This window comes from Thermofilum sp. (assembly GCF_038871435.1).
In the GTDB taxonomy this organism is placed as follows: Archaea; Thermoproteota; Thermoprotei; order Thermofilales; family Thermofilaceae; genus Thermofilum; species Thermofilum adornatum.
Window position 1 is genome coordinate 118,448 of sequence record NZ_JAVZIC010000001.1, and the last position, 23,825, is coordinate 142,272.

Annotated in this window: 26 protein-coding genes and 1 tRNA gene; 14 read left to right on the forward strand and 13 right to left on the reverse strand. The window is 45.0% G+C overall.

What is annotated here, in order from left to right:
• Positions 1 to 23 precede the first annotated feature (23 nt).
• The 5 genes from QXT17_RS00635 (at position 24) to QXT17_RS00655 (ending at position 4,610) form a co-directional block, all read left to right on the forward strand.
• Positions 24 to 425, forward strand: a complete 402-nt coding sequence (locus QXT17_RS00635; RefSeq protein WP_020962736.1) for a hypothetical protein — start codon at positions 24 to 26, stop codon at positions 423 to 425.
• Positions 426 to 454: 29 nt separating this feature from the next.
• On the forward strand, positions 455 to 1,336 hold the full coding sequence (locus tag QXT17_RS00640; RefSeq protein WP_020962735.1) for a hypothetical protein: 882 nt from the start codon (positions 455 to 457) through the stop codon (positions 1,334 to 1,336).
• Between the two features lie 72 nt (positions 1,337 to 1,408).
• A complete protein-coding gene (locus QXT17_RS00645) occupies positions 1,409 to 2,887 on the forward strand; it encodes an amidohydrolase (protein ID WP_342783018.1) in 1,479 nt (492 codons plus the stop codon).
• Positions 2,888 to 2,943: 56 nt separating this feature from the next.
• A complete protein-coding gene (locus QXT17_RS00650; RefSeq protein ID WP_020962733.1) occupies positions 2,944 to 3,798 on the forward strand; it encodes a type II secretion system F family protein in 855 nt (284 codons plus the stop codon).
• A 65-nt stretch (positions 3,799 to 3,863) separates the two neighbouring features.
• Entirely contained in the window at positions 3,864 to 4,610 is a 747-nt protein-coding gene (locus QXT17_RS00655; protein WP_240366719.1) for a helix-turn-helix domain-containing protein, read from the forward strand.
• Between the two features lie 2 nt (positions 4,611 to 4,612).
• Here the strand turns inward: QXT17_RS00655 and QXT17_RS00660 are convergent, their stop codons facing one another.
• From QXT17_RS00660 to QXT17_RS00675, 4 genes are all read right to left on the reverse strand, one after another.
• On the reverse strand, positions 4,613 to 5,044 hold the full coding sequence (locus QXT17_RS00660; RefSeq protein WP_020962731.1) for an Hsp20/alpha crystallin family protein: 432 nt from the start codon (positions 5,042 to 5,044) through the stop codon (positions 4,613 to 4,615).
• An 11-nt stretch (positions 5,045 to 5,055) separates the two neighbouring features.
• On the reverse strand, positions 5,056 to 5,817 hold the full coding sequence (locus QXT17_RS00665; RefSeq protein ID WP_020962730.1) for a proteasome assembly chaperone family protein: 762 nt from the start codon (positions 5,815 to 5,817) through the stop codon (positions 5,056 to 5,058).
• Between the two features lie 49 nt (positions 5,818 to 5,866).
• Positions 5,867 to 7,096: a phosphoglycerate kinase gene (locus tag QXT17_RS00670; RefSeq protein ID WP_020962729.1), complete on the reverse strand. Its 1,230-nt coding sequence runs from the start codon at positions 7,094 to 7,096 to the stop codon at positions 5,867 to 5,869.
• Positions 7,097 to 7,202: 106 nt separating this feature from the next.
• Positions 7,203 to 7,751: a hypothetical protein gene (locus QXT17_RS00675; protein WP_020962728.1), complete on the reverse strand. Its 549-nt coding sequence runs from the start codon at positions 7,749 to 7,751 to the stop codon at positions 7,203 to 7,205.
• Positions 7,752 to 7,819: 68 nt separating this feature from the next.
• Here QXT17_RS00675 and QXT17_RS00680 point away from each other — a divergent pair, with 68 nt between their 5' ends.
• Positions 7,820 to 8,053 (forward strand): hypothetical protein, encoded by a 234-nt coding sequence (locus QXT17_RS00680; RefSeq protein WP_020962727.1) that lies wholly within the window; start codon positions 7,820 to 7,822, stop codon positions 8,051 to 8,053.
• A 59-nt stretch (positions 8,054 to 8,112) separates the two neighbouring features.
• Here QXT17_RS00680 and QXT17_RS00685 read toward each other — a convergent pair whose 3' ends face one another.
• Positions 8,113 to 8,856: a hypothetical protein gene (locus QXT17_RS00685; protein ID WP_020962726.1), complete on the reverse strand. Its 744-nt coding sequence runs from the start codon at positions 8,854 to 8,856 to the stop codon at positions 8,113 to 8,115.
• Between the two features lie 111 nt (positions 8,857 to 8,967).
• Here QXT17_RS00685 and QXT17_RS00690 point away from each other — a divergent pair, with 111 nt between their 5' ends.
• Both QXT17_RS00690 and QXT17_RS00695 read left to right on the forward strand, forming a co-directional pair.
• Entirely contained in the window at positions 8,968 to 9,813 is an 846-nt protein-coding gene (locus QXT17_RS00690; protein ID WP_020962725.1) for a helix-turn-helix domain-containing protein, read from the forward strand.
• 2 nt (positions 9,814 to 9,815) lie between these two features.
• Positions 9,816 to 11,159 (forward strand): RsmB/NOP family class I SAM-dependent RNA methyltransferase, encoded by a 1,344-nt coding sequence (locus tag QXT17_RS00695; protein WP_020962724.1) that lies wholly within the window; start codon positions 9,816 to 9,818, stop codon positions 11,157 to 11,159.
• Here the strand turns inward: QXT17_RS00695 and QXT17_RS00700 are convergent.
• Genes QXT17_RS00700 through deoC form a run of 5 tightly spaced genes read right to left on the reverse strand, consistent with a single transcriptional unit; the run spans position 11,156 to position 14,901 of the window.
• The gene (locus tag QXT17_RS00700; protein WP_240366718.1) at positions 11,156 to 11,482 is read right to left on the reverse strand and encodes a transcriptional regulator; all 327 of its coding nucleotides are present in this window, start codon (positions 11,480 to 11,482) and stop codon (positions 11,156 to 11,158) included. The genes QXT17_RS00695 and QXT17_RS00700 overlap by 4 nt on opposite strands.
• Positions 11,483 to 11,492: 10 nt before the next feature.
• On the reverse strand, positions 11,493 to 11,897 hold the full coding sequence (locus tag QXT17_RS00705) for a Zn-ribbon domain-containing OB-fold protein (RefSeq protein ID WP_020962722.1): 405 nt from the start codon (positions 11,895 to 11,897) through the stop codon (positions 11,493 to 11,495).
• Entirely contained in the window at positions 11,898 to 13,067 is a 1,170-nt protein-coding gene (locus tag QXT17_RS00710; protein WP_020962721.1) for a thiolase domain-containing protein, read from the reverse strand. It lies immediately after the preceding gene.
• A 5-nt stretch (positions 13,068 to 13,072) separates the two neighbouring features.
• Positions 13,073 to 14,134: a hydroxymethylglutaryl-CoA synthase gene (locus tag QXT17_RS00715; RefSeq protein WP_052885660.1), complete on the reverse strand. Its 1,062-nt coding sequence runs from the start codon at positions 14,132 to 14,134 to the stop codon at positions 13,073 to 13,075.
• A gap of 38 nt (positions 14,135 to 14,172) precedes the next feature.
• Positions 14,173 to 14,901: a deoxyribose-phosphate aldolase gene (gene deoC, locus QXT17_RS00720; RefSeq protein ID WP_020962719.1), complete on the reverse strand. Its 729-nt coding sequence runs from the start codon at positions 14,899 to 14,901 to the stop codon at positions 14,173 to 14,175.
• A 46-nt stretch (positions 14,902 to 14,947) separates the two neighbouring features.
• On the opposite strand from deoC, the gene uppS reads away from it, so the two are divergent.
• The 3 genes from uppS (at position 14,948) to QXT17_RS00735 (ending at position 18,880) form a co-directional block, all read left to right on the forward strand.
• Positions 14,948 to 15,733: a polyprenyl diphosphate synthase gene (gene uppS, locus QXT17_RS00725; RefSeq protein ID WP_020962718.1), complete on the forward strand. Its 786-nt coding sequence runs from the start codon at positions 14,948 to 14,950 to the stop codon at positions 15,731 to 15,733.
• A gap of 118 nt (positions 15,734 to 15,851) precedes the next feature.
• Positions 15,852 to 16,286, forward strand: coding sequence for a hypothetical protein (locus QXT17_RS00730; RefSeq protein WP_020962717.1), 435 nt, complete (start codon positions 15,852 to 15,854; stop codon positions 16,284 to 16,286).
• A gap of 2 nt (positions 16,287 to 16,288) precedes the next feature.
• Complete coding sequence (locus QXT17_RS00735; protein WP_052886408.1) at positions 16,289 to 18,880, forward strand: carboxypeptidase regulatory-like domain-containing protein; 2,592 nt, start codon at positions 16,289 to 16,291, stop codon at positions 18,878 to 18,880.
• Between the two features lie 37 nt (positions 18,881 to 18,917).
• Here QXT17_RS00735 and QXT17_RS00740 read toward each other — a convergent pair whose 3' ends face one another.
• Together QXT17_RS00740 and QXT17_RS00745 are read right to left on the reverse strand one after the other, a co-directional pair.
• Positions 18,918 to 19,622 (reverse strand): hypothetical protein, encoded by a 705-nt coding sequence (locus tag QXT17_RS00740; protein ID WP_020962714.1) that lies wholly within the window; start codon positions 19,620 to 19,622, stop codon positions 18,918 to 18,920.
• Positions 19,609 to 20,895: a metallophosphoesterase gene (locus QXT17_RS00745; RefSeq protein ID WP_187146997.1), complete on the reverse strand. Its 1,287-nt coding sequence runs from the start codon at positions 20,893 to 20,895 to the stop codon at positions 19,609 to 19,611. Before QXT17_RS00745 ends, QXT17_RS00740 begins: the two co-directional genes overlap by 14 nt.
• A gap of 231 nt (positions 20,896 to 21,126) precedes the next feature.
• Between QXT17_RS00745 and QXT17_RS00750 the strand changes: the two genes are divergently transcribed.
• Positions 21,127 to 21,236: transfer RNA gene (locus QXT17_RS00750), tRNA-Glu, on the forward strand.
• A gap of 314 nt (positions 21,237 to 21,550) precedes the next feature.
• Entirely contained in the window at positions 21,551 to 22,579 is a 1,029-nt protein-coding gene (gene gap, locus QXT17_RS00755) for a type I glyceraldehyde-3-phosphate dehydrogenase (protein ID WP_020962711.1), read from the forward strand.
• Here the strand turns inward: gap and QXT17_RS00760 are convergent.
• Complete coding sequence (locus QXT17_RS00760) at positions 22,576 to 22,845, reverse strand: DUF504 domain-containing protein (protein ID WP_020962710.1); 270 nt, start codon at positions 22,843 to 22,845, stop codon at positions 22,576 to 22,578. The two genes, gap and QXT17_RS00760, sit on opposite strands and share 4 nt — an antisense overlap.
• Positions 22,846 to 22,959: 114 nt before the next feature.
• Here QXT17_RS00760 and cyoE point away from each other — a divergent pair, with 114 nt between their 5' ends.
• The gene (cyoE, locus tag QXT17_RS00765; protein WP_052885526.1) at positions 22,960 to 23,817 is read left to right on the forward strand and encodes a heme o synthase; all 858 of its coding nucleotides are present in this window, start codon (positions 22,960 to 22,962) and stop codon (positions 23,815 to 23,817) included.
• Positions 23,818 to 23,825 lie beyond the last annotated feature (8 nt).

Consider the following 23,825-nt stretch of genomic DNA (forward strand, 5'->3'; position numbering starts at 1 on the left):
TCTCTCAACATATTAAAATTGTTGTGAAGATCTCGCTTACCTATACATATATCCATGCAGAAAAACTTTCAGAGCAAGCTGAGGCACAGCTAAACGTTAATATCCAGGTTACCTTCCCCGTCTCAACGAGTATAAGTGGCGATGAATTAGTAGCAGAGTTTCTTGCAAATGTATCAAGCCTGCCCGCATTCTTCACAGTCTCGCTTAAAGGCAAGGTTTCTATATCTGCTCCTCCAAGAGAGCTACAGGATCTCCATGAAAAACTTAAAACCGGTAAAACAGACCCACAGCTCCTACAGATGCTTACCTCAAATATCTTCTTCGAAACCATGTTGCTCCTAAGAGAACTAGGCATCCCGCCATCAATACCTGTTCCCCAACCACCCCAGACAAAGCCAGAAGACACAACCAAGTATCACGTATAACTCGGGTTACCAACTGCGAGGTATCGAGAGTGCAAAACCCCGAAACAAGGATAGAAATACACTACGGAGAATCTCACTGCGAACAAGATGCCTTTAGGATCACTAGGACATGCGACTCGAGGCCAAGCATATTTTCGCCAGAATATCTCCTAGCCCAGGCACTCTACAAGGATCGATACCTATCTTCCCCCCACGAGCTTACTTTGCTTTTAAAGACCTCTGAGGGGCCTAACAACCCGGTAAAGGCCGCTGGCGTGTCTCCCACAAACTGGGAGGGAATTTTGTACCTAGCTACATTCACAGACGAGACTCCTCTAAAAAGTAACTGTGCCTGTCTCTTGCCTTTCGCGCCAAACGTCTCAGCCCTCGCCGCCCTGGGAAAAGAAAAAGTATGCATAGAGGCAGAGAGCTTAGACCCCGAATTCCTATCCAGCCTAATCCACACGCTGATAGCCACGGGGACACGTGAAATTATACTACTCAATCCACCATACATTGATCAGTGGAACAAACTACAGCTCAAAGGCCTCAAGGGCTACAAGATAGCCACGGCCGAAAAATTCCCTAAAGCAATTAGGGCTCCTATACTCACAACCATAGATGCAAACCTAGAACACGAAGAAGTTTATCAAACAGACATGTATAATTATAGGCTCCCCGAGCCTCGAAAACCGCCAAACATGCTTAGCACGGTGTTCCCGGGAAACGATAACGTTGTAAGCGAAATCTTGCAAGAGCTCGAGTCCACGGGACACGTGATGAGCTACAGAAGCTTTCTCGACATAGCACGCGAAATGCTTCCCCAAAAAGCGCTGGACACCACGAGAAGACTCATCCTTTACGGCTACATACAGATACGACAAGGCCAAGTAGAACTAACACGCAAAGGTCTATATGTTTTGTCCACCTGAGCATGCGGTTATATTTGGCACCTACATTCGGCTGAAAACATTAAAATAAAGGGAGAGTAGTTAGATTTCCTAATGGAAATAGCCATTGTAAATGCCAATATCCCGTGGCAGATTGACGCCGATGCCTTGTTGTTCTCCTTTGAAAAAGGAATAATAGAAACTGGTAGCTCAAACAGAATCTTAAGCAGAAAACCTGCCAAACTGATTGACGCCGAAGGAAGAATCGTTATCCCAGGGCTCGTCGATGCACATATGCATCTCTATTCCACCGCACTAAGCTTCGGTAGGCTGGATCTGAGAGAAGTAGAGTCGATAGAGGAACTTAAGGAGAAAGTAAAAGAGGCTACATCGAAAGTGCCGCCAGGAGCCTGGGTCATTGGAAGGGGATGGGACCAAGAAAAATTTAGGGAAAAAAGGTATCCAACACGTTTTGACCTAGACGAGGCTTCGCCAGAGAATCCAGTAGTACTAGTCCGGATATGTGGACATGTAGCCGTTCTGAATACAAGGGCTATGGAAAAGCTAGGGTATCTCTCGCATGCAAACGAGCTCCCCAGCAACTTGTTTCAAAAAGAGGACGGCAGGCCCACAGGTTTGATCTTTGAGGAAGCTGTAGAGTCAACAATGTCGAGGCTTCCCCCACCTCCAACTGGACTCGTAAAGGAGTGGATAAAGGACGTTCTCAAGGAATATTTTTCGCTAGGTGTAACCGGGCTCTACTCTATGTCGGTCGAACTTGAAGAACTCAAGCTGATAAAAGAAGTACTATGGCAACCTGACACACCGACAATAGACTATTTTGCCTATGTCGATTCATCCCTTATGGAAGCCGATTTGGGAAGTTTCAGAGATCTAGTCAAAGGAGTAAAAATCTTCGCCGATGGAAGCTTTGGAGGAAGAACAGCTGCTCTGCGAGAAGACTACAACGACTCTCCCTCAAGGGGGATACTCAGGCTAAACAGCGAAGAAATATACAGAGTAGCCGTGAAAGCCTACGAAAAGGGCTGGCAGACCGCTATACATGCAATTGGGGACCGAGCTGTTCTAGAGGTGCTTAAAACAGTAGAAAGGCTACCCAAGGGCGCCGTGAGAATCGAGCACGGCTCATTGGTTCCGCCAGACCTGTTAGACTATGTATCGAAATTGAAGCCAGAAATCGCTGTACAGCCACACTTTATCCTCAGCGACACGTGGATAGAGGAAAGACTCGGAGAGAGAACCAAGTGGGTTTACCCCTTCAAGACCCTCATAGAGAGAGGCGCGACCCTTATGGGCTCATCAGATTCCCCGGTAGAACCAATTAACCCATGGCTTGGAATTTACGCGGCTGTCAACCGTGGATGCCCAGAGAAACTAGCTATATGCAAACATACTATACACGAAAAGCTTAGCTTCGAGCAAGCACTAGAGCTATATTATCGACCAGCAAAGAAACATCCATCCCTCGTAATCCTAAATGTCACGAGGCCCCCAGAAACAAAGAAAGAATTCGCAGAGATAAAAGCGACAAAAATTATAAGCAGAGGAAGAATCCACGAACCCGCACCGTGAAAAGAGAAAATAAAGCATAAAAGTCCCAAAAAGACACTATTCTTAGTGCCTCAGTGATGAACAATAAGACAAGACCCCTAGAAAGCTACCTAAAGCCACTTATAGACGCTTTAGAGTCCTACTATTTCAAGTCGGGCTTGTCGACACCTTTCCCTCTTTACATGAAATACCTGAAAATTACTCTCTCCGTGGTAGCTACGCTGTCTTTTTTCTTAAGTTTCTTTCTCCACACCGTTGTGCTGAGGTACTCAATACCTATCTCAATAATTGCATCCATTATCTTGTCCCTTATATTTACACTTGTAGTGCTATTTCTCTTATTATATTACCCGGTTTACAGGGGATACTCTCGACGAGTGGAAATAGAAAGAGACCTTCCCTTCACTGTGTCATACATGGGCGCCCTTTCATCCTCGGGAATGAGCCTCGAACGTCTTCTGGAAAGAGAAGGCCTCTACGAGACCAACACGCAGATAAAGAGAGAAATCCTTCTCATACTCAGAGACATAAAAGTCTATGGCCTTGACACATTAACTGCACTATCGAGAGCAGCTCTGCGATCGCCCAGCAGGATGCTTACCACCCTGTGGCTCGGGTTACGAGAAACCTATATCACCAGTGGAAACCTCAAAAGCTATCTTTCCCACTACTCCTCTGTTCTCTTATCCGACAAGACACAGAAACTGCGAAACATAACTAACTCTATATCCATGATCGCCGAAGTATATACCACTCTAATGGTGGCGGGACCCCTGATGTTTGTCACTATGCTGATGATTATGGATCTGTTAGGCGGAACTGTTTTTGGGCTTTCTCCCGGCCTCCTTGTACTGATTCTAACGTTTATAGTTATACCTTTCTCGGCGATAGGGGTATACATAGCCGTCGACGGTATACTCTCAAAAGCTTGAACTCCATATTTCGACGCCTGTGAAAAATTTATATAGCAATTGACGAAAATATTTACGTGATAAAAATGGCTGAAGAAAATTTGATGTCTGATCCAGCTATCAGAGAAATATTTTCAAAAATAGCCGGAGAAATCATAATGTCTGATAATCCCGGCGCCGAGATGAAAAAATGGAGGGAAAAATTCAACCTTACCCAAGTTGAGCTAGCACAGATCATGGGGGTCTCCGCCTCTGTAATCAGTGACTATGAGTCAGGGAGGAGAAAGTCTCCCGGAGCTAGGTTCATTAGAAAATTTGTTAAAAGCCTAGTACTCAAAGACATGGAAAGAGGAGGAATAGTCCTAAGTGGCCTTAGACGTATACTTCTCGGCTCAGATCTTCTGCGCGAAGCTGTTCTCGACATGAGAGAATTCAGCATCCCCATCTCTATCGCAAGGTTTTGCGAAGCCATAGAAGCTGATCTAATCGTTGGCCATGCATTCTCTGCGACACCTTTGCTTGGATACACCGTGGTAGACAGTGTAAAGCTTGTGTTAGACGTGCCTAGCTATGACTACATCAAGCTTTACGGGGCAACCACTCAGAGAGCCGCTATTTTCACAAGGGTGGCTTATGGCCGGAGCCCGCTTGTGGCAGTCAAGTCGATGCAGGCGGGTATGGGAGGACTCAGACCTGCCTTAGTTGTTCTTCATGGTGTCAAGAAGGTTGACGAGCTGGGGCTAGAGATAGCTAAGAGAGAAAATATACCTTTAGCCGTCTCAAGGATCGAAGGTATAGACGCCCTAATCGAGAAGCTGAGGAACATTAAATAGACTTATTCTACGTTGACCTTTACTCGGCGTATTTTGAGCGGTATTTCTACTTCTAGGATGCCTTTCTTGAAGGATGCTTTTATGTTGTCTGTGTCTGCATTGTCTGGTATGGGTACTTCCAGCCTGTATTTTGTTATTGGTTCACGTAGTAGTGTAAAGCCTTCGAAGCTTATTGGTCTGTGTAGTATTGCCTCTATTTTGAGCGTGCCGCCTTCCACTGTGACGTTTATGTCTTCCTTGCGTTTAACCCCTGCGAGGTCAGCACAGACCACTAGCTTGTCTGAGTACCTCTTGACCTCGTAGAGTGGGACTTGGAGCTTTTCTTCTATGGGGGTAGGCTTGAAGAACTCTTGTTCCAGTTTTGCCATTTCTTCGCGCATTTTTCTTATTTCTTTAAAGAATTGTTCGATTTCGTTCCTGATCCATTCCTCCATTTAGGTCACCCCTACACATAGAGAGCTGGAATGGTGTACTCGTATTCTTTTCCGGCTTTCTGCATTGTCTCCATTGTTCTTTTCATCATTTCGCGCATTTTTACCCTTATTTCTTCCTCTTGTTCGAGAAGAGCTTTTACGTCCACGTCGTGACCAGTAAGCTTTGATAGGGCTTGTAGGGCCGAGGCAGATGCTCCTGGGTCTGGGTAGTTTAGGAAGCACTCAGCAAGCAGGGCTATTACGCTGTAGTTTTTCTTTAGGCCCTCTTTTAGGAGCTGGGCGTATATGCCGGCGATGAAGCCCTCTTTTAGGGCCTCTATGCCTGCATTCTTTGCGGCGCTAAGAGACTCTGAGTCTATTGTTGCGGCGTAGGTTTTCGGGGTGTCTATGTTTAGCCTGTTTGGAACGGCGATTCCTCCAAGCAAGATTACTTTGCTTGCCATGTTTGTTTTCGCCGTGTCGATTAGCGTGGTTGCCAGGCTACTTATAGCCTCGGGTGGTATAGCTATGTCTGAGTGTAGAACCACAATGTAGTCGTTTTTCTTGTAACCGCCGTAAAGCCTGACTGGCAATAGTGGTTTTTCTTCGTGGTATAGTATGACGGGCGCAATCATTTCGGAGTCTAGGTAGCCTATTTCGTGTAAGTCCCACTGCTTGACGAGGTGGGACGTAGATATTGGACCTACGAGACCAACGTCTGGAAGCCCGACAATGAAAATGGAGCCTTTTGGTATCGGCTCTTTTGTGGAGAAGACCCATTCCTGTCTATTCATGATTTCTCGAAAAATAATAGAAAAAAGGTTGATTTTAAGGTTTGTGCATTTATTTCGAGTATTGCTTTAGGACTTCGATCACGGGTAGTGTTCCCTTTATGAGGTACTCGATAAGGGCTCCGCCACCAGTACTCACGTGTGAAATCTTGTCCAAGTATCCGAGCTTTGATGCACTTGCAATTGTGTGACCACCACCAATGAGTGTAAAGGCTTTTGACGCCGCCATGGCCTCGAAAACCAGTTTTGTTCCAAGGCTAAACTTTTCATCCTCGAAGATTCCCATCGGCCCGTTCATTACGACTGTCCTAGACTCCTTTATGATCTTAGAATATTCCTGTGCTGTCTTCACTCCTATGTCTTTTATTGGTAGATTGGGAACATTGTCAACTGGAACGTCAACCCTCTTCCCGTCGGACTCGACTGCGAGATCTATTGGTAATACTATTCTTCCGGGGTACTGTTTGAGAAGCTTCTGTAGCTCGGGCTCCAGCTCTAAGAAGCCTTTCTCTTCTAGTATCTTGACGTTTAGTTCTCCAATGTTTTTGCCGGCCGCGTGGAGCAACAGGTTTGCTGCTAGTCCGCCTGTCAGGATCTTGTCGGCAATATTGTTTCCGAGAACATTTGAAATTATTTCTGCCGTGTCTTCTGCCTTCGCGCCTCCTATAACGTATATGCATGGTCTTTCAGGGTTGTTCCTTACCTTGTAGAGTGCCCTCAGTTCTCTTTCCATGACCCTTCCGGCAACGAAGTGTTTTACGACGGGCGCGAATCCGACTAGGGAGGCGTGTGGCCTGTGTGCAGCTGAAAAAGCGTCTACAACGTAGACGTCAAATAGTGGGGCCAGGCTCTGTACCAGCGGTGTTTTTGCATGATCCTCGGGAGAGGCGCTCTTCGTTTCTCCGTCCCACATTCTTACATTTTCGAGGACGAGGACTTCTCCTGGCTTTAGACCCTTAATCTCGTTTATTGCTTTCTCGTCGAATATTGAGTCTACGAATTTTACCTTTGCCGGTAAGAACTTGGCAAGTATGCTGGCATGTTCGCTTAGGCTCGCAAAGTCTGGGTCACCTTTTCTTCCCTGGTGAGATATAACCACCACTTTTGCTTTTTTCTCGACTAGCTCCTTTAGTGTTGTTTCCGCGTGTGCACGTATCCTTGTGTCGTCAAGGATCTTTTTCGTAGCTGGATCAATTGGCGAGTTGAAGTCTACACGTACGCCGACAGTTTTGTTAGAAACATTCACATCGTCCAGTGTCTTGATGTTTAATCCTTCAATCATTTTTATTCAGGGTAATTAATACGGTTTCACTATTTTAAATTTTATAATTAATCCAGTGTATTTCTTGAGGCCTTCAAGAAAACATAAACCGCGTGCCATGAAAGACCTAAATTAGCGTGGCGACAATAGAGGCTACTAGGAAGATTAGTGATGCCTGGAGAAGTAGTATTGAAATTGTTTCGCTATAGTTAATTTTTTTCTTCCTAGCGTAAATATAGGAAAGCAATAATCCCTCAGCTGTGGCAAGTATTAACGTGAACGACTCGATATAATTAACGTAGGATGGGATATCTACCTGGAAGCTAGAAACATTTCCCGAAATCATATATGCTTTGTCCAGCGTTCCAGAAGCATAGGCAAGGTAAATGGAGAGAGCAGGCCCTAGGAAGGGCGTATTACATGCCAGGACAACTGAGTATTCGTCTAAAAAGATGCGAAGCACTTTAGAGTCCAGGCTAGGGAGACTCTTAAGGGTTGAAAGGTAGGACGTGTTGTCTTGTATTAGACTGTTGGCTTCTGACGGCGAAAGATTCGCGTTGAATCCGACTTGGTACGATACAATGAAAATGACAAGTGAAGCAACTATAAGTAGACCTCTGAGTTTCCAATACGACACAGGTTCTTGGGTTTTTAGGCTGTTGGTATTTGTCGACATCAGTTTTCAGCTTATACCTGTAGAAAAACCCTTTATATGTGTAGCCTATGAAAGACGAGGTTTAAGGTATGGGGGAGAGAGAAACACCTAGTAACGAGGATGATAGAGAAGAAGACATAAAAATAGAGGTGTCACAGAAGAGGGGCATCCTGGTTTGTCCCTTCTGCGGTAGTGCAGACCTGGTTTTGCTGGGAGTCGCGGGGCTAACACCGCCGCTTTATCTCTGCAGGAAATGTGGCCGCACAACGTACACACCCCTAGAAATTTTCCCAGAAAACGATACTAAAGAATCCGGTACTTAGTAAACAATTCCTGCGTGTTGCTCTAAGGCTATTTGTTTTTCTTCGTTTTTATGCGTGGATTAGATCTGTATTCTTTCATAGGTGTTTTTTATAAATTCTTTTAGAGCGAGAACTTCTTTTAGAAGGGTTGGGGTATCGACAAGGTCTGGGTTGTATTGGACTGTTATCGAGCCGTCGAATCCTTTCTCTAGAAGTGTCCTTATTAGAAGTGGATTGTTGTAGCGTTTTGGTGTCAGGAGGGATGCTGGTGCATTCTGTTCATCGTAATTCGTTATGGTGATATTGTGTGTTAGTCCGAGGAATCTTAGGGCTGATTCCAGCATTTCCTCAGTGGTGGCATAGTGTTCCTCTACGTGTGAGAAACCGAGGGCGCCGCCGATGAGCCTCTTGATATAACTGTATTGTCTCATGGCCTGTCTTTTTGATTGTGGCTCTAACAGTGCTCTGACCTTATAAGTGATACACATGTCAACGATTCTTTTTAGATCTTGGTAGGTGTGGTTGAGGGGTTCGCGAAAGATCACAGTTTTTCCTGCAGACTCTTCGGCAATCATCACAAGTTTTTCTAACGTAAAGGAGTCTATAGAGCCGTTCATTGGAACGTTTACCGACATTACTTCTATGCCCTCGTCGAGGAGTGGGTCTAATATGTCTCCCACGCCAAGAGATTCAATTATGGGCCAGTCTGTGTGTAGCTGAACAGCTATACTGTTTTTAGCTAACTCCCGGAGGAGTTGCACTTTGCTCTCAGAGTAGTTTTCATCAGTGACTCTGAGGACAACTGCGACAGATGGCTCAGACATCCATTGCTCTAGTTAAATGTTGCAGACCAGGTATTTATTAACCTTCGTGCTCTATCTTACACTACACGAAACATAATTATATCACAGGTCATGGTTATCACCAAGCATATTATGAGCAATGAGGAAGCTTCACAGAACATTGGCCAAGAAGTAGTATTCGAGATACTTAGCAACCCAGTTAAAAGGTCAATACTCAGGATTCTAGGTGAAAGGGGCGAGGTATCTTTTACCGAGCTAAAGACAGAGCTAAAAACCAGCACTGGCAACCTTTATTACAACCTGGACGGCATGGCGGGCTTCGTTACTAAAAACGAGAAACGCAAATACATGTTGACTGAGAAGGGGCTAAAACTGTACAGGTTTATGATCGACGAGGATGCACGTGTCCGCTCAATGCTAATGGAAAAGAAGGGTTTCCTTGCCTACATTGAGAAATATGTTTTACCCGTTCTCGTTCCCGAAAACATAGTTGCCGTTCTCTATAATGAAAAAACCCTAAGCCTCATAGTGCTGGTTGCGGCTTTTCTGGGAGGCCTCGTTTCGTCTGTGGCAACATATCGTGCAATATTCATGCTCGACCAGCTTTTTCTACCAGCTTCGATGCAACTGCTAGGCATAGCCATATATCTCATCGGAGTCGCCATGCTTGTCGGGGTAATCGAGCTTGCCCAACGCATCCTTGGTGGACACACCAAGTGGAGTCTAGAATACATAGCGGCAGTTTTTGTAGCCACACTGCCCCTGTCCCTCTTTAACCTGCTGGAATCATTGTTGCCATTGGACGTTTTTATTCTGAACATACTCTTCAGGATTATACAAATTTCTGCTATGGGCTTGCTAACAGCCACCCTTTCAGTCTTCAGGGGACTACCAAAGGACAGAGCATTCATATGCGTATTTGGCGCTTACTATAGTAGCTTCATGCTTTCGCTCGGACTGCAGAGGATGCTACCTTAGCCATGTCCAAGAAAGAAGATAGAGAAGAGATTATCGAGGGTTTGAGCCCTAGAACTTTCCGTGCAAGTGCACTTGTACTCGAGAAAATATCGAGGTGGAGGGCATCTCTAGAACATGTTTTCAACGAGGTACGTGAAGAATTTAATTTGTCTTCACAGGAGTCCAGGACAGTTTTTTATCTGTCCAGAATAGCATTGCTGGATGTCGGGCTATCCATCTATGTCTTAGAGAGAATAGGCAAACATACTCTTCCTCTCCGCCGCAAAAGCTCTTTCATGGTTGCCGTCTCCCTTGTTAATCGCTACCCCCACTTCGAGAAGAGAATAGAGGCATTGAGAGGTGGACTTCTCAGCAATACACTCCTCAGGTATATTTCTTATGATTTCCTTGAGAAAAAGAAAGAGGAAATGATAAGTCTTCCTTGCGTCGAAAAAGTATCGTATAAATACTCTATTCCCCCACTGTTGTCTAGACGCCTTGTTGAATACTTTGGCTGTAGCCGGGCTGAAAATGTTGCTGTCTCATTTATGCGTAGACATGTTTGGCTACGTGCAACCGGCCCCGAGAAAATTGAGAAGGTCGTAGAATTCTTGTCTTCAAGAGGCATAAAGTATAGAAGGGATCAAGATTTCGACTTTCTATTTGAACTCTTGTTGCCGGAATACGAGCCTCTGCCCAGCATAGACAGCTCGATAGGAGTATACCAGGATAAAGCCAGCATAGCCACTGTGGCCGAGCTTACAGGCGAACTCTCCGACATGGAGCTGTTTATTGATGCCGCCGCTGCTCCCTTCATGAAGACCTCGCTTCTATGTGGTTCCCCGACGGGTCCAAAAGAAATAATAGCTATTGATGTTTCCCCGGGCCGTATAAGGGACTCAATGCACAACCTTAGACAATGTATGTCCCCTACACATGTTGTGTGCGCAGACGCCAGAATTTTTTCCATACGTATAGGAAAGAGTTTCGATGGGGCCCTCGTTGACGCTCCGTGTACAAATAGTGGTGCACTGGGAGCAGACCCTGGTCTGCGTCTTTCTCTCTGGAACCTCAACACAGAAGAGGTTATAAAGTATTCTGCAAGGCAATCATCTATCCTGTTAAATGTTTTAGCAATGCTTAAACGCGGGAAGAAACTTGTGTATTCTACTTGTTCTCTTTTGCCCGAAGAAGGCGAAGAGGTTGTTGCAAGGATCCTGTCCGAGAAAAAGGCGGAACTTCTACGTCCAAAGCTGTTTTTCGAGCCCGGGTATCCAAAGTACGATTTCGCCAAGAATGTCACGAGGCTTTTTCCCGAGAAACAGAGGTCAGAGGCCTTCTTTATTTCTGTGATGAAGAAAGCCTAAGCTTTTTCTGTTAGTAAGAATATTGGTGGACTAATTCTTTCACTTCTACAAACCGGACACTTACTAGGCAATCTCGCTTTTTCCATATCCTTAAACACGTAGCCGCAGTTTTTGCAGATGGGTGGTTGCATTAGAAGCACGAGCCTTCCATTGGTCTTCCTGTAAATAGTTTTAGCCACATGGTTTATATCGTCCAGCACACGTTTGTAGTCTGATGGTTTTAGACCCAAGTGAGTAGTAAGCTCGTATAGACTAATTTCTCTATCTTTGTTTTCGAGGAAAAAAGTCAATATTTTTTCTCGTGTGGTGGATTCTTCTCCCAATTTTTTCATCCTATTTTACAGGTCTAAACTTTATTCCGTATTCTATGATGCCGTTTGGGCCCTGCTCCCTATATTTCCTGAATACAGCCTCGACCTCCATTCCCTCGTAGACCTCGTTTGGTTCTACGTCTGTTATTTGGGCAAGAACTTTTGTGCCGTCTTCTAGCTTCACTATGGCTAAGACGTATGGGGCATACTCCTTGAACTCTGTAGGAGGAGTTCTGACAATTGTAAAGTATTCAATTACGCCTTTTTCCGGAAGCTTTACCTGTTCAACGTTTGTTGATCCGCATACTGGACAGATCTGCCTGTAGGGATAGAAACTCTTGCCACAGTCTTTGCATTTTCCTCCTAACAGTTGGTACTTTATTTTTCTTTCCCTCCATGCTCTGGGGACACTTCTCATGTATGCCATCTATCTCACCCTCTTCAAAATGTTAACTGCAACCGTACCACCGACACCACCTACATTTTGGGTCAGTCCAACCTCCGCGCCATCTACTTGGTTCTTGCCGGCCTCCCCCCTAAGCTGTGTAACAACGTCGTATACTTGGTATACACCTGTCGCTCCGACTGGGTGACCCCTCGCCTTTAGCCCACCCATCGTGTTTGTAGGAATCTTTCCGTCTTTTTCTAGTTGTCCCTCCTTTAGAAGCTTCCATCCAGACCCTCTTTCGGCGAAACCTAGGTCTTCCAGGTGGATGACTCCTAGAACAGTGAAGGCATCGTGAACCTCTACCACATTTACGTTTTTAGGCTCAACGCCCGCCATCTGGAAAGCCTTCCTAGAAGCCTTAACTGTCGCACCGATACTTGTTAGGTCTGTCCTGTCATGTACGCTAAAGATCTCCGTGGACAGACTGCTACCAGCAAGCTCGACCAATACATCCCCGTTTTGCAGTTCTTTTAGTTTTTTCTCGGAGCATAAGACAAGTGCCGCGCTACCGTCGCCGAGCGGGGCGCTTTCAAGCAGCCTTACAGGGTCTGCAACCATTGGGGACTTCAGCACCTCTTCAAGTGTAATTGGCTTTGGATACTGGGCCAGCGGATTGTTGGCGGCATATTTATGGTCGTGTACCGCGAAAAGTGCGATGTCTTCCTGTTTTGCTTGGTACTTCTTCATGTAAGCCTTGTATACAAACGCATTGAGCGCGACAAAAGATGCACCCGTAAAGGCCACGTATTCCTGGTCCTCTGCCATGATCAACGCGTCAGTTGCATCGCTCGTAATGGCATCTGTCAGCTTTTCCACACCTACCACAAGGACGCAGTCATAGACCCCGGACTTTACAGCGAGGAAGGCATTGTGCACAGCCGCGCCGCCGCTTGCACACGCAGCTTCGACCTTGTTTGCGGCGACCCCAGGTATGCCCAGCCATGTTGCAAGTAGTGAGCCCAGATGTTCTTGTCCCTGCAGATAACCCGAAGACATGTTTCCAACAAAAATTGCCTCTATCTCTTTCTTTTCTATTCCTGCATCTTTAATAGCGTTAAGAGCCGCTTCAACCATTAAGTCTCTTATTCCTTTTTCCCAGTGTTCATCTATTTTTGTGGCCCCTATACCTGCAACATATACCTTACTCATAATTTTCACCTCAAAATGAACCCCTTATATTTCAGGTACACAGCGTAGTCTACCAATTTGTACCTATTGAGATAATAACTCGTTGGCCTTGCAAGCCCCTTCCGTTCCTCGATTCCATCCTCTACGACAATACTGAGAGCATCGCTTCCCGCGCCGCTTCCAAAAGATACTACGAGAATCCTTTCACCGGGCTTGGCATTGTCGAGTACATTTGTTAGACCCATAGGCGAGGCAGCGGCATAAGTGTTCCCTATCTCGTTGCTGAGTAGCCCAAGCTTCATTTGTTCAGGCTTGAACCCCAGCATTGCGCCCATTCTCTGTGGAAACTTTACGTTTGGCTGGTGAAATACAACATGGTTAAAATCTGATGGCTTTAGACCAGTCTCCTCCATCAATAGCTTTGCCGCATTCTCTATGTGGTGGAAGTATGCGGGCTCCCCAGTAAACCTAAACGTGTGCATAGGGAACTTTTCTCCTTCACGCCTCCAAAAATCTGGCGTGTCAGTCACATATGACACTGCATGCTCTATCGTGGCTGCCGCATCTTTACGTGTTTTTGATATGAGGAAGGCTGCTGCTCCTGCCGCTGCTGTGTATTCAAGCTCATCTCCCGGCCTTCCCTGGGCAGTGTCAGTACCGATAGCCATTCCATAGCTGATGATTCCTGAGTTGACGAGACCTACAACGCTTATCATTGCTGTAGTGCCTGCTTTGCATGCGAACTCCATGTCGATGCCGAACAGCTTCCTGCTAAAGCCTAGGGCCTCCGCTATAATTGTTGCAGAGGGCTTCACGGCGTAGGGTGGGCTTTCTGAGCCAATGTAGAGTGCTTCTACAAGCTTTGGATCGATCTTTGCCCTCTTGAGGGCGTTCTTTGCAGCTTCATACGCAATTGTGAGCGAGTCCTCGTCGGGTCCCGGTACGCTTTTACGCTGTACTGGGGCTTTTTCTCCTCCCTTTGTATGTATACGTGCTATCTCAGCGGTCTCTATTCTGTAGATGGGTATGTATGCTCCCCATCCTAGGATTGAAGCGAGGCCACTCATTTTTGTCAAAAGTTTTTCAATGGGTGTGGTAAATAAAGCTTTCACTAATTGTTTATCCTTTATTCGACATTAAACGAAGCCTCCAAATCCTTTACTATCTTGATACTGCTCGACGTGCCTATCCTGTCTACTCCCAGCAGGTAGAATAGCAACGCCTGCAGTCCTGTCCGTATTCCTCCGGCAGCTTTTACTTTGGTGGCTGTTCCTTGGACTGCCTTCTTAAGTATGAGTACGTCTTCGGGTGTTGCGCCTCGAGGACCAAAACCTGTACTTGTCTTTACGTAGTGTACGCCTATGTTTGAGAGTTCTCTTGCGATCCTGTATATCTCTGCTTCAGAGAAATAGCCTGTTTCTATGATTACTTTTAATACGCCGCCGTAGCTTTTCGATATATCAAGGATACGCTCCACCTCTTCTATTGCTTGAGAATATAGCCCAGACTTGAAGAGGGATATGTTTGCCACGACGTCGACCTCATCTGCCCCGTTGACGTATGCTGTTTCAACCTCTTTGACCTTGACTGTGGAAGCCATGTTGCCATGCGGGAAGCCAGCTACCGTCGCAATCTTTACTTGGCCCGCGAACTGTTTAGCGATATTCTCGACGTAAAAGTTCGGGATGCAACACGCATAGAAGCCATGTTCGACTGCCTCACGACAAGTAGATTCTAGGTCTTTTAGCGTAGCCTCGGGCTTGAGATTTGTATGGTCAATGATAGATGAAATTTCCTTTATTAGCTGATGGGGATCGGAGGGAAGCTCTCTCTTGAACATATTTTTTAAAGACATGATTTTATCATTTCATAGACGCGTAAAAACTTAGTGGCATGATACCATGTGGCGCAGAGTTGCAGAGATGCTTGGAGTCTATAAGGTTTACGAGTGGCTGCTTGATCGGGAAGTACGGAAAGGCTCTATCCCGAAGCATGTAGCATTCATTCTTGACGGTAATAGGCGATGGGCAAGACGCCGCGGGTTTCCCCCGTGGCTTGGCCACAGGTTTGGCGCAGACAGGGTGGAAGACGTCCTCGAGTGGTGCTATGATCTCGGCATAAACACTGTCACTCTCTATGTCTTGTCTACGGAGAATTTAAAGAACAGGTCAAAGGAGGAGCTAGAACACATATTTGACCTACTGGATCAGAAGCTAGATGAAGTAGAGTCTTCTGAGAAGATTAAGAAAAGAGAGGTCAGGATAAAAGTAATAGGCGACACTAGTCTTTTGCCTGAGAGGCTTAGAGAGAAAATTGCAAGAATTGAAAAGAATACTATCCACTATAATAAAAGGTTCCTAAACATTGCGCTTGCTTATGGCGGACGGAAGGAAATAGTAGATGCAGTAAAGAGAATTTCCAGCGAGGTATGCTCGGGGAAACTCTCAATAGATGATATCGACGAGAACTTGTTTTCCAGGTACCTGTATACGGGCGATATACCATATCCTGAGCCTGACTTGGTTATACGTACATCAGGAGAAGTTAGGATAAGCAATTTTCTGCTTTACCAGATAGCCTATTCTGAACTAGTGTTTCTCGACGTGTACTGGCCCGAGTTTCGCAAGATAGATCTGCTTCGAGCAGTGAGAACTTACCAGTCTAGGAAGAGGCGTTGGGGAGGATAGCCGTCGCGAAACTGCAAAATATATTTGTATTATTTTTATTACAATTTGTAATGTTCCACTGCTACTTTTTAGCTAAGTTTTTTAAATAGAAAAACAAATAGCTATTCAGGTGTGATAAGTGTCCTATAGCCTGTACCAGTTTAATAGTTTCGACGATCTTTTAAGGTACATTGACGCACAAATAGCTAATCTACAGAAGGTTATAAGCCAGCTGGAGCAGAGGTATGAAGCCGTAAAGGCTAGGGCTGAAAAAATGCGGATGATCGAGAAAGTTCTAGAAGACCTCATGGGTGAAAAGCTTACCACTCTAAACGAGATAGACTACATGGGGTTGAAGGTTGTTGTTAATGCCAGAGCAATTGACGAGCTAAACGTACTAGAAGAGACTCTAGAGTCACAGAAAGATACGCTGGAATCTCTGACAAGTGTTAGGGAGGCTATATACAAGCTCAGTAGTGCGCTGTCGTCTAGCTCTGAAACCGAGGGCTTACCTATTATTGTCCAGATGCTTAATGGTATTCCGGTAAGGATTCTCTTGAAGGAGACAGAATAAATATGCGGAAGGTCGTAGGCCTCGTAGCATTTCTGCTTATGTTAGTTTTGACGCTGAGCCCAGCGTATGCTCAGCCCAGCTATAATTTCATTCAAAAAGCCTTCTCAAAGAGAATAACTTCTATGGCGGCGCTTCCGGACAACAAGGCTGTTCTATGCTTCGGCGATGGGACGTGTAGCCTCATGGACAGTAGCGGAAACACCTTAGCAAATCGACTCATCAACCCAGACAAGGAAATTTTTTACATCAAATATGTGCCTCCCTCCCGTATTTTAGTCGGAGTTGACAGATCTGGAAACATCTATTTGCTGAATTCCTCGACACTAAACATAATAGATGCCTTTCTAGCAAGGAAAAACGATGAAGAATCTTTTCTCATGGCTTCGCTAAGTAGTGATGGCAGATACCTGGCTGTTAGTTCCAGGTATTATGTAACTGTAAGTGGTAAGCGTTATCCCGAGACAAGGCTTGTTGTTTTCGACACCCAGTCGAAGAGCAGGATATTTGAGCGAGACTTGGATACCAGCAATGATATCTTGGTTGATGTTTTTTCGCTTGATTTTTGGGGCTCTTATCTCATTGCCGAAACTATTGATACTAAGTGTGAACTATGTCAGCTGACGGATAACAAGATAGAAGTTTACAGAATTGATGGTCAGAATGTTAAGAAGGTTGCGTCTTTCCAGAGTGGTTTAACCTTGAAGAGTGTCGTTGGCAATTTTTTGGTTGCTCAACGCGTTCAGCAGAATTCCACTGGCAACTATTTGACCTATGTATTTAATTTGCCAGACCTAAACATCAAGGTAAAAAGAATGTTGGACAAGATCCAGAGTTTTATTCCTTTTACCAATGATACATTCCTCGCAATTTTCTCGGACGGAACACTGAGAAGGTGTAATTTAAATCTGGAATGCAACAACCTTGTTTCTGTCCCCCTGGGAAGAGTAGCTGTTGCAAGCGATGGCTCCTCTATTGCCATCTTTAAAATCGATGAAGTAGAGATATATTCTTATAATGGCGGACTTTCCAGGACTGCTTACTACCAGGTTTCCTGGGATATCGCACCAAGTCCGCCTAAAACAGCCGTCGCTTCTCGAGGAGGATTTTACAGTATATATGGCGACAATATGCTTGTCTCTGCCCTACAACTAACCACGATAAAACTAAGGTTGATTGTTGTAGATGACCAGGGACGGCCCGTCCCCGGCGCCGTAGTAGAAATAATTTCATCAGGAGGGACAAGCCAGTCTCTTATTACTAACAACAATGGTCCAATAATATTTGAAGTGCCGCCGGGAACATATAACATCAATGTTAAAAAGGAAGGCTTTTCGCCTAAATCTCTTACGCAGAGCTTCACAAGCGACACCCAGATCATGTTAAAACTTGACCGTAAAAAGGAAGAGAGGCGAGATATCCAAATAAACGTGCTTAGTCAAGATGACCAACCCTTGCCAGGGGCCAGGATAACAATTACTGGAAGAGAAAACATTACAACACTAACAAATGTGAATGGCAAGGTCTCCGTTAACCTACCACTCGGCAACTACACGATTCTCATAAGTGCCCCCAAGTATAAACAATTGCAGAGCACATTCGAGGTAAAAACAAACACAACCGAGGTGTACTTTAAGCTGGAGCCAGAAAAGGTCAACATAATTGTTGAAACATTAAACTTTACACCTGTAGGAATCAATGTTTCCTTGGCATCCATCACCACCAACAACACCCTTACCGTAAAACCAGGCGAAAATGTGTCCCTGCCTGTTGATGCCTACCAGGTACTCGTCAACGCGCCAAAGAACTACGAGTGCTCAGCTTCACCCCCAATAGTCAACGCACTAAATGGAACTACAAACGTCAACGTCAAAATCACATGCAAGCTAATAGTAACACGTGCGACCTCTATTTCAGACGTCATAGGCTTCCTAGAGAAAAAGATGATCCAGAATGTCAAGATGAACATGAGCGTTGATAAAACCTTGGGGAAGCTCCCCTCCATCAACATGTTAAACTCGTCAAAACTAGACCTCGATTTCCAGCAGAGAAACAAGATACTCGTCATTGAATTTTTCTATACTCAGTGTACCGGTTGCAAGTATCTTGTACCTGCCCTTAGAAATCTTTCAAGGCTTCCTGGAGTCACAGTTGTTTCCCTAACAGTGTCCCCAGTTGATACCCAGGCTGTTCTAGAGAGATATGTGAAAGAAAACAACATTACATGGATCGTTGCACGTGATGAAGAAAATCTCTTCTACAAACTTAACGTAACAGTGTTCCCAACCGTTGTTGTCATCAGTGATGGAAAAATTTTGTATAAGGGGGCTGGCGCTAGAGAAGAACTTGAACAAATGAACAATACACTACCTAGCATAGGTGGACTTCCCTCATTACAGAACGTTCCGTTGGGGTCATTACTCAGACCAGAAACACTAATATTTTTAGGCATGTTTCTAATCATGACTTGGCTAATGATTGGTGAGAAGAATGAAAAAAGCGACTCTGAAGAGGATAGCATCTATAATAATACTGTTACTTTTCCTGATTTCGGCAGTAGCCTACATAGCCCTGACTTTCAGACCATAGAAGAATAATGCTAAGTTTTTTTCTAAACATTGTGCTATTTGAATTTCAAAGAGGGGGTTTAAGGGGCATTCCTACAAAAAGGGCCGCTAGTGTTGTCACAAAGGGAACAGTTAGGTTATCTTCTGGAGAAATGTACTCAGTTATACAGGCAATAATTGATAGTAAGAAAGAGCTAAGAAGAGGGGAACCAACCAACACCAAGATAAAAAAGTATACTATAAGTGCGAGGAAAGAACCCCTGAGTGATTTCTGCCTATTGTTAAAAAAGAGGTCATGAAGTGCAGAAACAGTATCAACAGTTGCAAGCGCCAGTAAACCATACACAGTTGTCTCGGGAGAGACAAGTATACTTAGCGTGGCCCCAATCATCCCGTAAAGCAAACCGACATAGCCCTCCCGCTTCTCATAGTCTCTTTCAAGCATGGAAATTTGGGTGGAAATTATCTCCTGAAGCTTTGAGACGGCCTGCTCAACAAGGAATAATGGTTGTTTTAATTCTTTGTTTGTCTTCTCGATAATCCCTTCGATGTTTTCTCTGAATTTTTTAAGTTCGCCTAAAACTTTGCCTCTACGTGCAACAAGGCTGTTTATAAATGCCGCTAAGAAAAGCCCCGTTGCATAATAATTGTTCAGTGTAAGCGGCCAGGGTAAATGGATTAAGTATGGTAGAAGCAGGATAATAGTGAGTAGAATGTGTACCGATTTCCGGTAGAGTTCTTTTCCTATTAGATTCATTTTATTGTTGGACATGCTGGACAGGCTCTAGGCTATATGTTAAAACCTTGAATCCAGACTCGGCTAGCTGGCTTACTAAGAAGTTTAACGCTTGTGCAGGCTCGTTCTTAAAGAGTATGTATTGTTCAAGGGTTCTTTTACCTGTCTCTGAATCCTCTTTTATTTTCCATAGCACATGTGCCCTCTTATCTGCGGAAAACACACGCATAACTAGGCATAACTGCTTTCCACTAACTTTATCATTGCATGCGAAGAGATATTCGCTGAAGGGAGTCATTCTTTTATTGTTTACTTGGTTATAGAATTCAAGGACCTTATCTTTGGGAACCTCGACTACTCTCGAATTATCGCTTGAAAGCATGTTTCTCGCCTCTCTGAGCACCAATGCATCGAGGAACTCCTCGTACGTCGAGTAGTCCTTAAGCGTGTGGAAAGGTATTTTTACCTGTGGGGATGCAACTTGTAGACCACTTGTCAGGTCTCTGAATATAAGCTTTGCAACGTATGGTACCCCAGTGATCCTGGCGAACTTTAGTTCTGTGCGGTGTGCACATTTGCGGCATAGAGACCATTTGTCTGGTATGTGAACTATTCGGCCACAGCTTGTACATTTTTTCCAGGCGCCATTGATAAATCTCCATTCGACTTTTACTTCTCCCGTATCAGAAACATCTATTATTGCATAGTTTCCAATAGACTCTCCATTCTTCAGCAATCTGTCAAGCCTGGCCACATTTACATAGACGACCCCATTGTGTTCGACATCAAGCCCTCCGAAGCTGTGGCTGTGCCCAAAAATGTGTACCCGTGGCTTGTAGTAGTCAATGAGATAGTTAATATCAATGACTCCCGCATGGAGAGACCTATGATTGCTGTCTATCACTTTCCCCCTGTCAAGGATGCTGAAAGGAGGATAATGAGTGACTAGGACTGATACCCTAACTGTGCTTGGTATCTCGTAGGGCTCAGCTATTCTTCCGTGGCCAATGAGTGCAATGTTGCCAAAAATCAGCGGACCAGTATCGTCTAGATCCAAAACACTCTTGTCTCCACATGTCCCTTCAATGTCCCAATTACCCTTAACATAGTAGACGTTCTTCTTAAGTGTTAAAGAAATCTTTCGTAGAATTCTGCACATGCTTCCAGCGCGCTGCGGGTTCCCAATATCACCGGCTGCCACTATGAAGTCATATGCCAAGTTTTCTTTCTGCACCCACTCTAGGAACTTGTCCACCAGATCCTCTTTGCCGTGGACATCCGATATAGCCAGGAAACGTATCCTTGCCACTTCCCAATTCACCTGCTCGCCAAGCGTAGACAAGGACTTAACAGGCCTGAAATTATAAAACCTTTGCTTGAACAAAAGAAAACCTTTTTCAGAGAAAAAAGGCTTCCCAGCCCTGAGACAAGCTAAAAAATGCACAGTCTTCCTTCCTTTATTCCACCCAATGAAAAGTTTTTAAATCTAGATTCATTTTACATTTTGCACCTTTCCATCAAAGCCGTTAGCGCGCGCTAAGCCCCGGTCGTCTAGCCCGGTCAACCTGCACGAGCTGGAAGATGCAAGGCCGCAAGGATATCGGCCTCTCGAGCCGAAGATCCCGGGTTCAAATCCCGGCCGGGGCACCATATTTTGTTGCATAGGGGAGTCTTCGGGAATTAAGCCTAAAGAATTAAGGCTTTTATAGCCCTGAGTTTCGCAGAAGCTCGTGATAAATGATAATTAAATATTACGTGGCTAGAACCATGAAGTTTATATTTGTGGGCATGACTAGGTTTTTTGTAATGATGACGCTCGGAAGGACAGATATGTGAAGAGCTCGTGCAGGTCTGATACGTGAAGCTTCACTTCTTCCCAGAGAACAATTTAACAGGGTTTTGTAATATTGGGCTTTTTTAATCGGAATTTATATGTATAGGCAACATTATTAATAGTGACCAGTATGACCATAAAGGTTGGACTAAATGGTTTTGGAAGAATTGGCAGGAACTTTTTACGGGCAGCTCTGAAAAACGAAAAATTCTTCGACAAATTTGAGGTTGTAGCAATTAACGACCTAGGCTCTCCCCAGATGCTGGCCTACCTATTTAAATACGACTCTGTCTTTGGACGTCTCCCGTACAAAGTAGAAGTCAAGGACAACAAGCTCATAGTAGAAGGACACGAGATGCTCATTCTGAATGAAGCTAGCCCCGACAAGTTACCCTGGAAAGATCTAGGAGTAGACATAGCAATGGAGGCTACTGGCAGATTCACCGATAGAGACAAGGCCGCTCTTCACCTCAAAGCCGGTGCCAAGAAGGTTGTCGTAACCGCCCCCTCGAAAGGCGCAGACGTCACAATCGTGATGGGAGTAAACCACCACATGTACGACCCAACGAAACACCAAGTCATCTCAAATGCATCATGCACTACTAACTGTCTAGCGCCAGTTGTATATGTTCTCCTCAAAAACTTTGGTCTCGAATGGGGATTCATGACCACGGTCCACGCTTATACCAATGACCAGAGGATCCTAGACTTAATACATCCAGAAGACTTTAGGAGGACGCGTGCAGCTGCACTAAATATTATACCTACAACGACTGGAGCAGCTAGGGCATTGCACCTAGTGATTCCTGAGGTGAAGGGTAAGCTGGACGGAATGGCTATGCGTGTACCTGTGGCTGACGGCTCTGTTGTTGATCTGGTTGCTCAGCTAGGCAGAGAGGTTACAAAGGAGGAGCTAGATGCGGCTTTTAAAGAGGCTTCTGAGACCTACTTGAAGGGAATACTTGAATACGTGGATGACCCGATAGTCTCCTCGGACATCGTGGGGGACCCGCACTCCTCGATATATGACGCGCAGGCAAGCATGGTGCTTGGTGGGAAGAGCAACAAGGTAAAAGTCGTAGCTTGGTACGACAACGAGTGGGGCTTCAGCAACCGTCTCGTGGATCTTTTGCTCTACATGGCCGAGAAGGGTATCTAAACAAAATATTTTTCTTCTTTTTTGTTAAATACTGTTTTTCCCGAGTATGTTATCTCGAGTATCCTGTGGTAGGGAATATATTTTTCTGTACCGCTTTCTGTGAGTATAATTACTCCGTCGCGTGAGACCCGGACAACTTGTTCTCCAGTAAACATGTCTGTTTGCGTAGATGTTCCTCTAGACACGAATTTTACTTTGACCTGTTTCTTGTCTACTGTCTTGTCCCAGAGGAGTTTATTGAAGTATTCACGCATTGGGTTCTTCAAGCCGCTTTCACAGTTTCTATGTGTACGTGGAACTAAAAAGGTTTGGTTAGGAGACACAGTTTATGTACAAGTTTTGATAATAAAGATATAAGGGGCTCATTGGTCTCCTTTACGATGGGCAAATTAAAAGACTTCATGGAGGTTTTTAAGGTAAAGCAGACACTGCTATTGTTAATAACTGGGATTTGTTCATACCTGGAGGGACTTAGGATAGCTGGTAAACCTTTTGACGCGCTGAGTTTTCTAGCTGTCTCGTTGTCTATGTTTCTAACAATTTCTGGGACGACAGGAGTCAACATGGTTCTGGATGCAGACATAGATTCACTAATGTTTAGGACCAAGAATAGGCCAATCCCAATGAACAGGCTGACCAAGCGTGAAACGCTGGTGACCAGCATGCTATTGATTGTGACGGGTCTAGTATGTGGGCTCCTTGTAAATGTTTACGTTGCAACCTCGGGACTTCTAGGATTCCTCATAGACATAGGAGTGTATACATGGCTCCTCAAGAGGAAGAGCCCATGGAGTGTTGTCTTCGGCGGTTTCGCCGGCGGGATGCCTGCGCTGGGTGGATGGGCAGGAGCAACAGGCAGTTTTGGGCTGGGGGGAGTAATGCTTATGCTTCTCGTCGCGGTGTGGAGCTCGCTCCACATATGGACCCTGGCAACGTACTATGTTGACGATTATCGCAAAGCTAACGTCCCCATGTTGCCAGTGGTGTATGGCGAAAAAAGAGGTGTGCAGGGATCTTTCTTGGTAGCCCTCATTGTCCTCTTTATCTCTTCGGCAATTTACTACCTAGGCCTCATCTCTATTTGGGGCTACGTAATTTCAGTAATTCCTCTGCTCTTGGCAATTGTTTTCCTAGCTATGTCGTTACGCAGGGGCAACTATCGTGATGCATCGTTTAGAGCCTTTAAAATGGTCAACATGTTTATGGGCTTGTTCTTCTTGCTACTGGCACTCTCTTAGCAAAAACG

Excerpts from the sequence above, each read along its gene's own strand:
- QXT17_RS00645 (WP_342783018.1), top strand. The coding sequence starts at position 1,409 with ATGGAAATAGCCATTGTAAATGCCAATATCCCGTGGCAGATTGACGCC.
- QXT17_RS00650 (WP_020962733.1), top strand. The coding sequence starts at position 2,944 with ATGAACAATAAGACAAGACCCCTAGAAAGCTACCTAAAGCCACTTATA.
- QXT17_RS00655 (WP_240366719.1), top strand. The coding sequence starts at position 3,864 with ATGGCTGAAGAAAATTTGATGTCTGATCCAGCTATCAGAGAAATATTT.
- QXT17_RS00660 (WP_020962731.1), bottom strand. The coding sequence starts at position 5,044 with ATGGAGGAATGGATCAGGAACGAAATCGAACAATTCTTTAAAGAAATA.
- QXT17_RS00665 (WP_020962730.1), bottom strand. The coding sequence starts at position 5,817 with ATGAATAGACAGGAATGGGTCTTCTCCACAAAAGAGCCGATACCAAAA.
- QXT17_RS00670 (WP_020962729.1), bottom strand. The coding sequence starts at position 7,096 with ATGATTGAAGGATTAAACATCAAGACACTGGACGATGTGAATGTTTCT.
- QXT17_RS00675 (WP_020962728.1), bottom strand. The coding sequence starts at position 7,751 with ATGTCGACAAATACCAACAGCCTAAAAACCCAAGAACCTGTGTCGTAT.
- QXT17_RS00680 (WP_020962727.1), top strand. The coding sequence starts at position 7,820 with ATGGGGGAGAGAGAAACACCTAGTAACGAGGATGATAGAGAAGAAGAC.
- QXT17_RS00685 (WP_020962726.1), bottom strand. The coding sequence starts at position 8,856 with ATGTCTGAGCCATCTGTCGCAGTTGTCCTCAGAGTCACTGATGAAAAC.
- QXT17_RS00690 (WP_020962725.1), top strand. The coding sequence starts at position 8,968 with ATGAGCAATGAGGAAGCTTCACAGAACATTGGCCAAGAAGTAGTATTC.
- QXT17_RS00695 (WP_020962724.1), top strand. The coding sequence starts at position 9,816 with ATGTCCAAGAAAGAAGATAGAGAAGAGATTATCGAGGGTTTGAGCCCT.
- QXT17_RS00705 (WP_020962722.1), bottom strand. The coding sequence starts at position 11,897 with ATGGCATACATGAGAAGTGTCCCCAGAGCATGGAGGGAAAGAAAAATA.
- QXT17_RS00710 (WP_020962721.1), bottom strand. The coding sequence starts at position 13,067 with ATGAGTAAGGTATATGTTGCAGGTATAGGGGCCACAAAAATAGATGAA.
- deoC (WP_020962719.1), bottom strand. The coding sequence starts at position 14,901 with ATGTCTTTAAAAAATATGTTCAAGAGAGAGCTTCCCTCCGATCCCCAT.
- uppS (WP_020962718.1), top strand. The coding sequence starts at position 14,948 with ATGTGGCGCAGAGTTGCAGAGATGCTTGGAGTCTATAAGGTTTACGAG.
- QXT17_RS00735 (WP_052886408.1), top strand. The coding sequence starts at position 16,289 with ATGCGGAAGGTCGTAGGCCTCGTAGCATTTCTGCTTATGTTAGTTTTG.
- QXT17_RS00740 (WP_020962714.1), bottom strand. The coding sequence starts at position 19,622 with ATGTCCAACAATAAAATGAATCTAATAGGAAAAGAACTCTACCGGAAA.
- gap (WP_020962711.1), top strand. The coding sequence starts at position 21,551 with ATGACCATAAAGGTTGGACTAAATGGTTTTGGAAGAATTGGCAGGAAC.
- cyoE (WP_052885526.1), top strand. The coding sequence starts at position 22,960 with ATGGGCAAATTAAAAGACTTCATGGAGGTTTTTAAGGTAAAGCAGACA.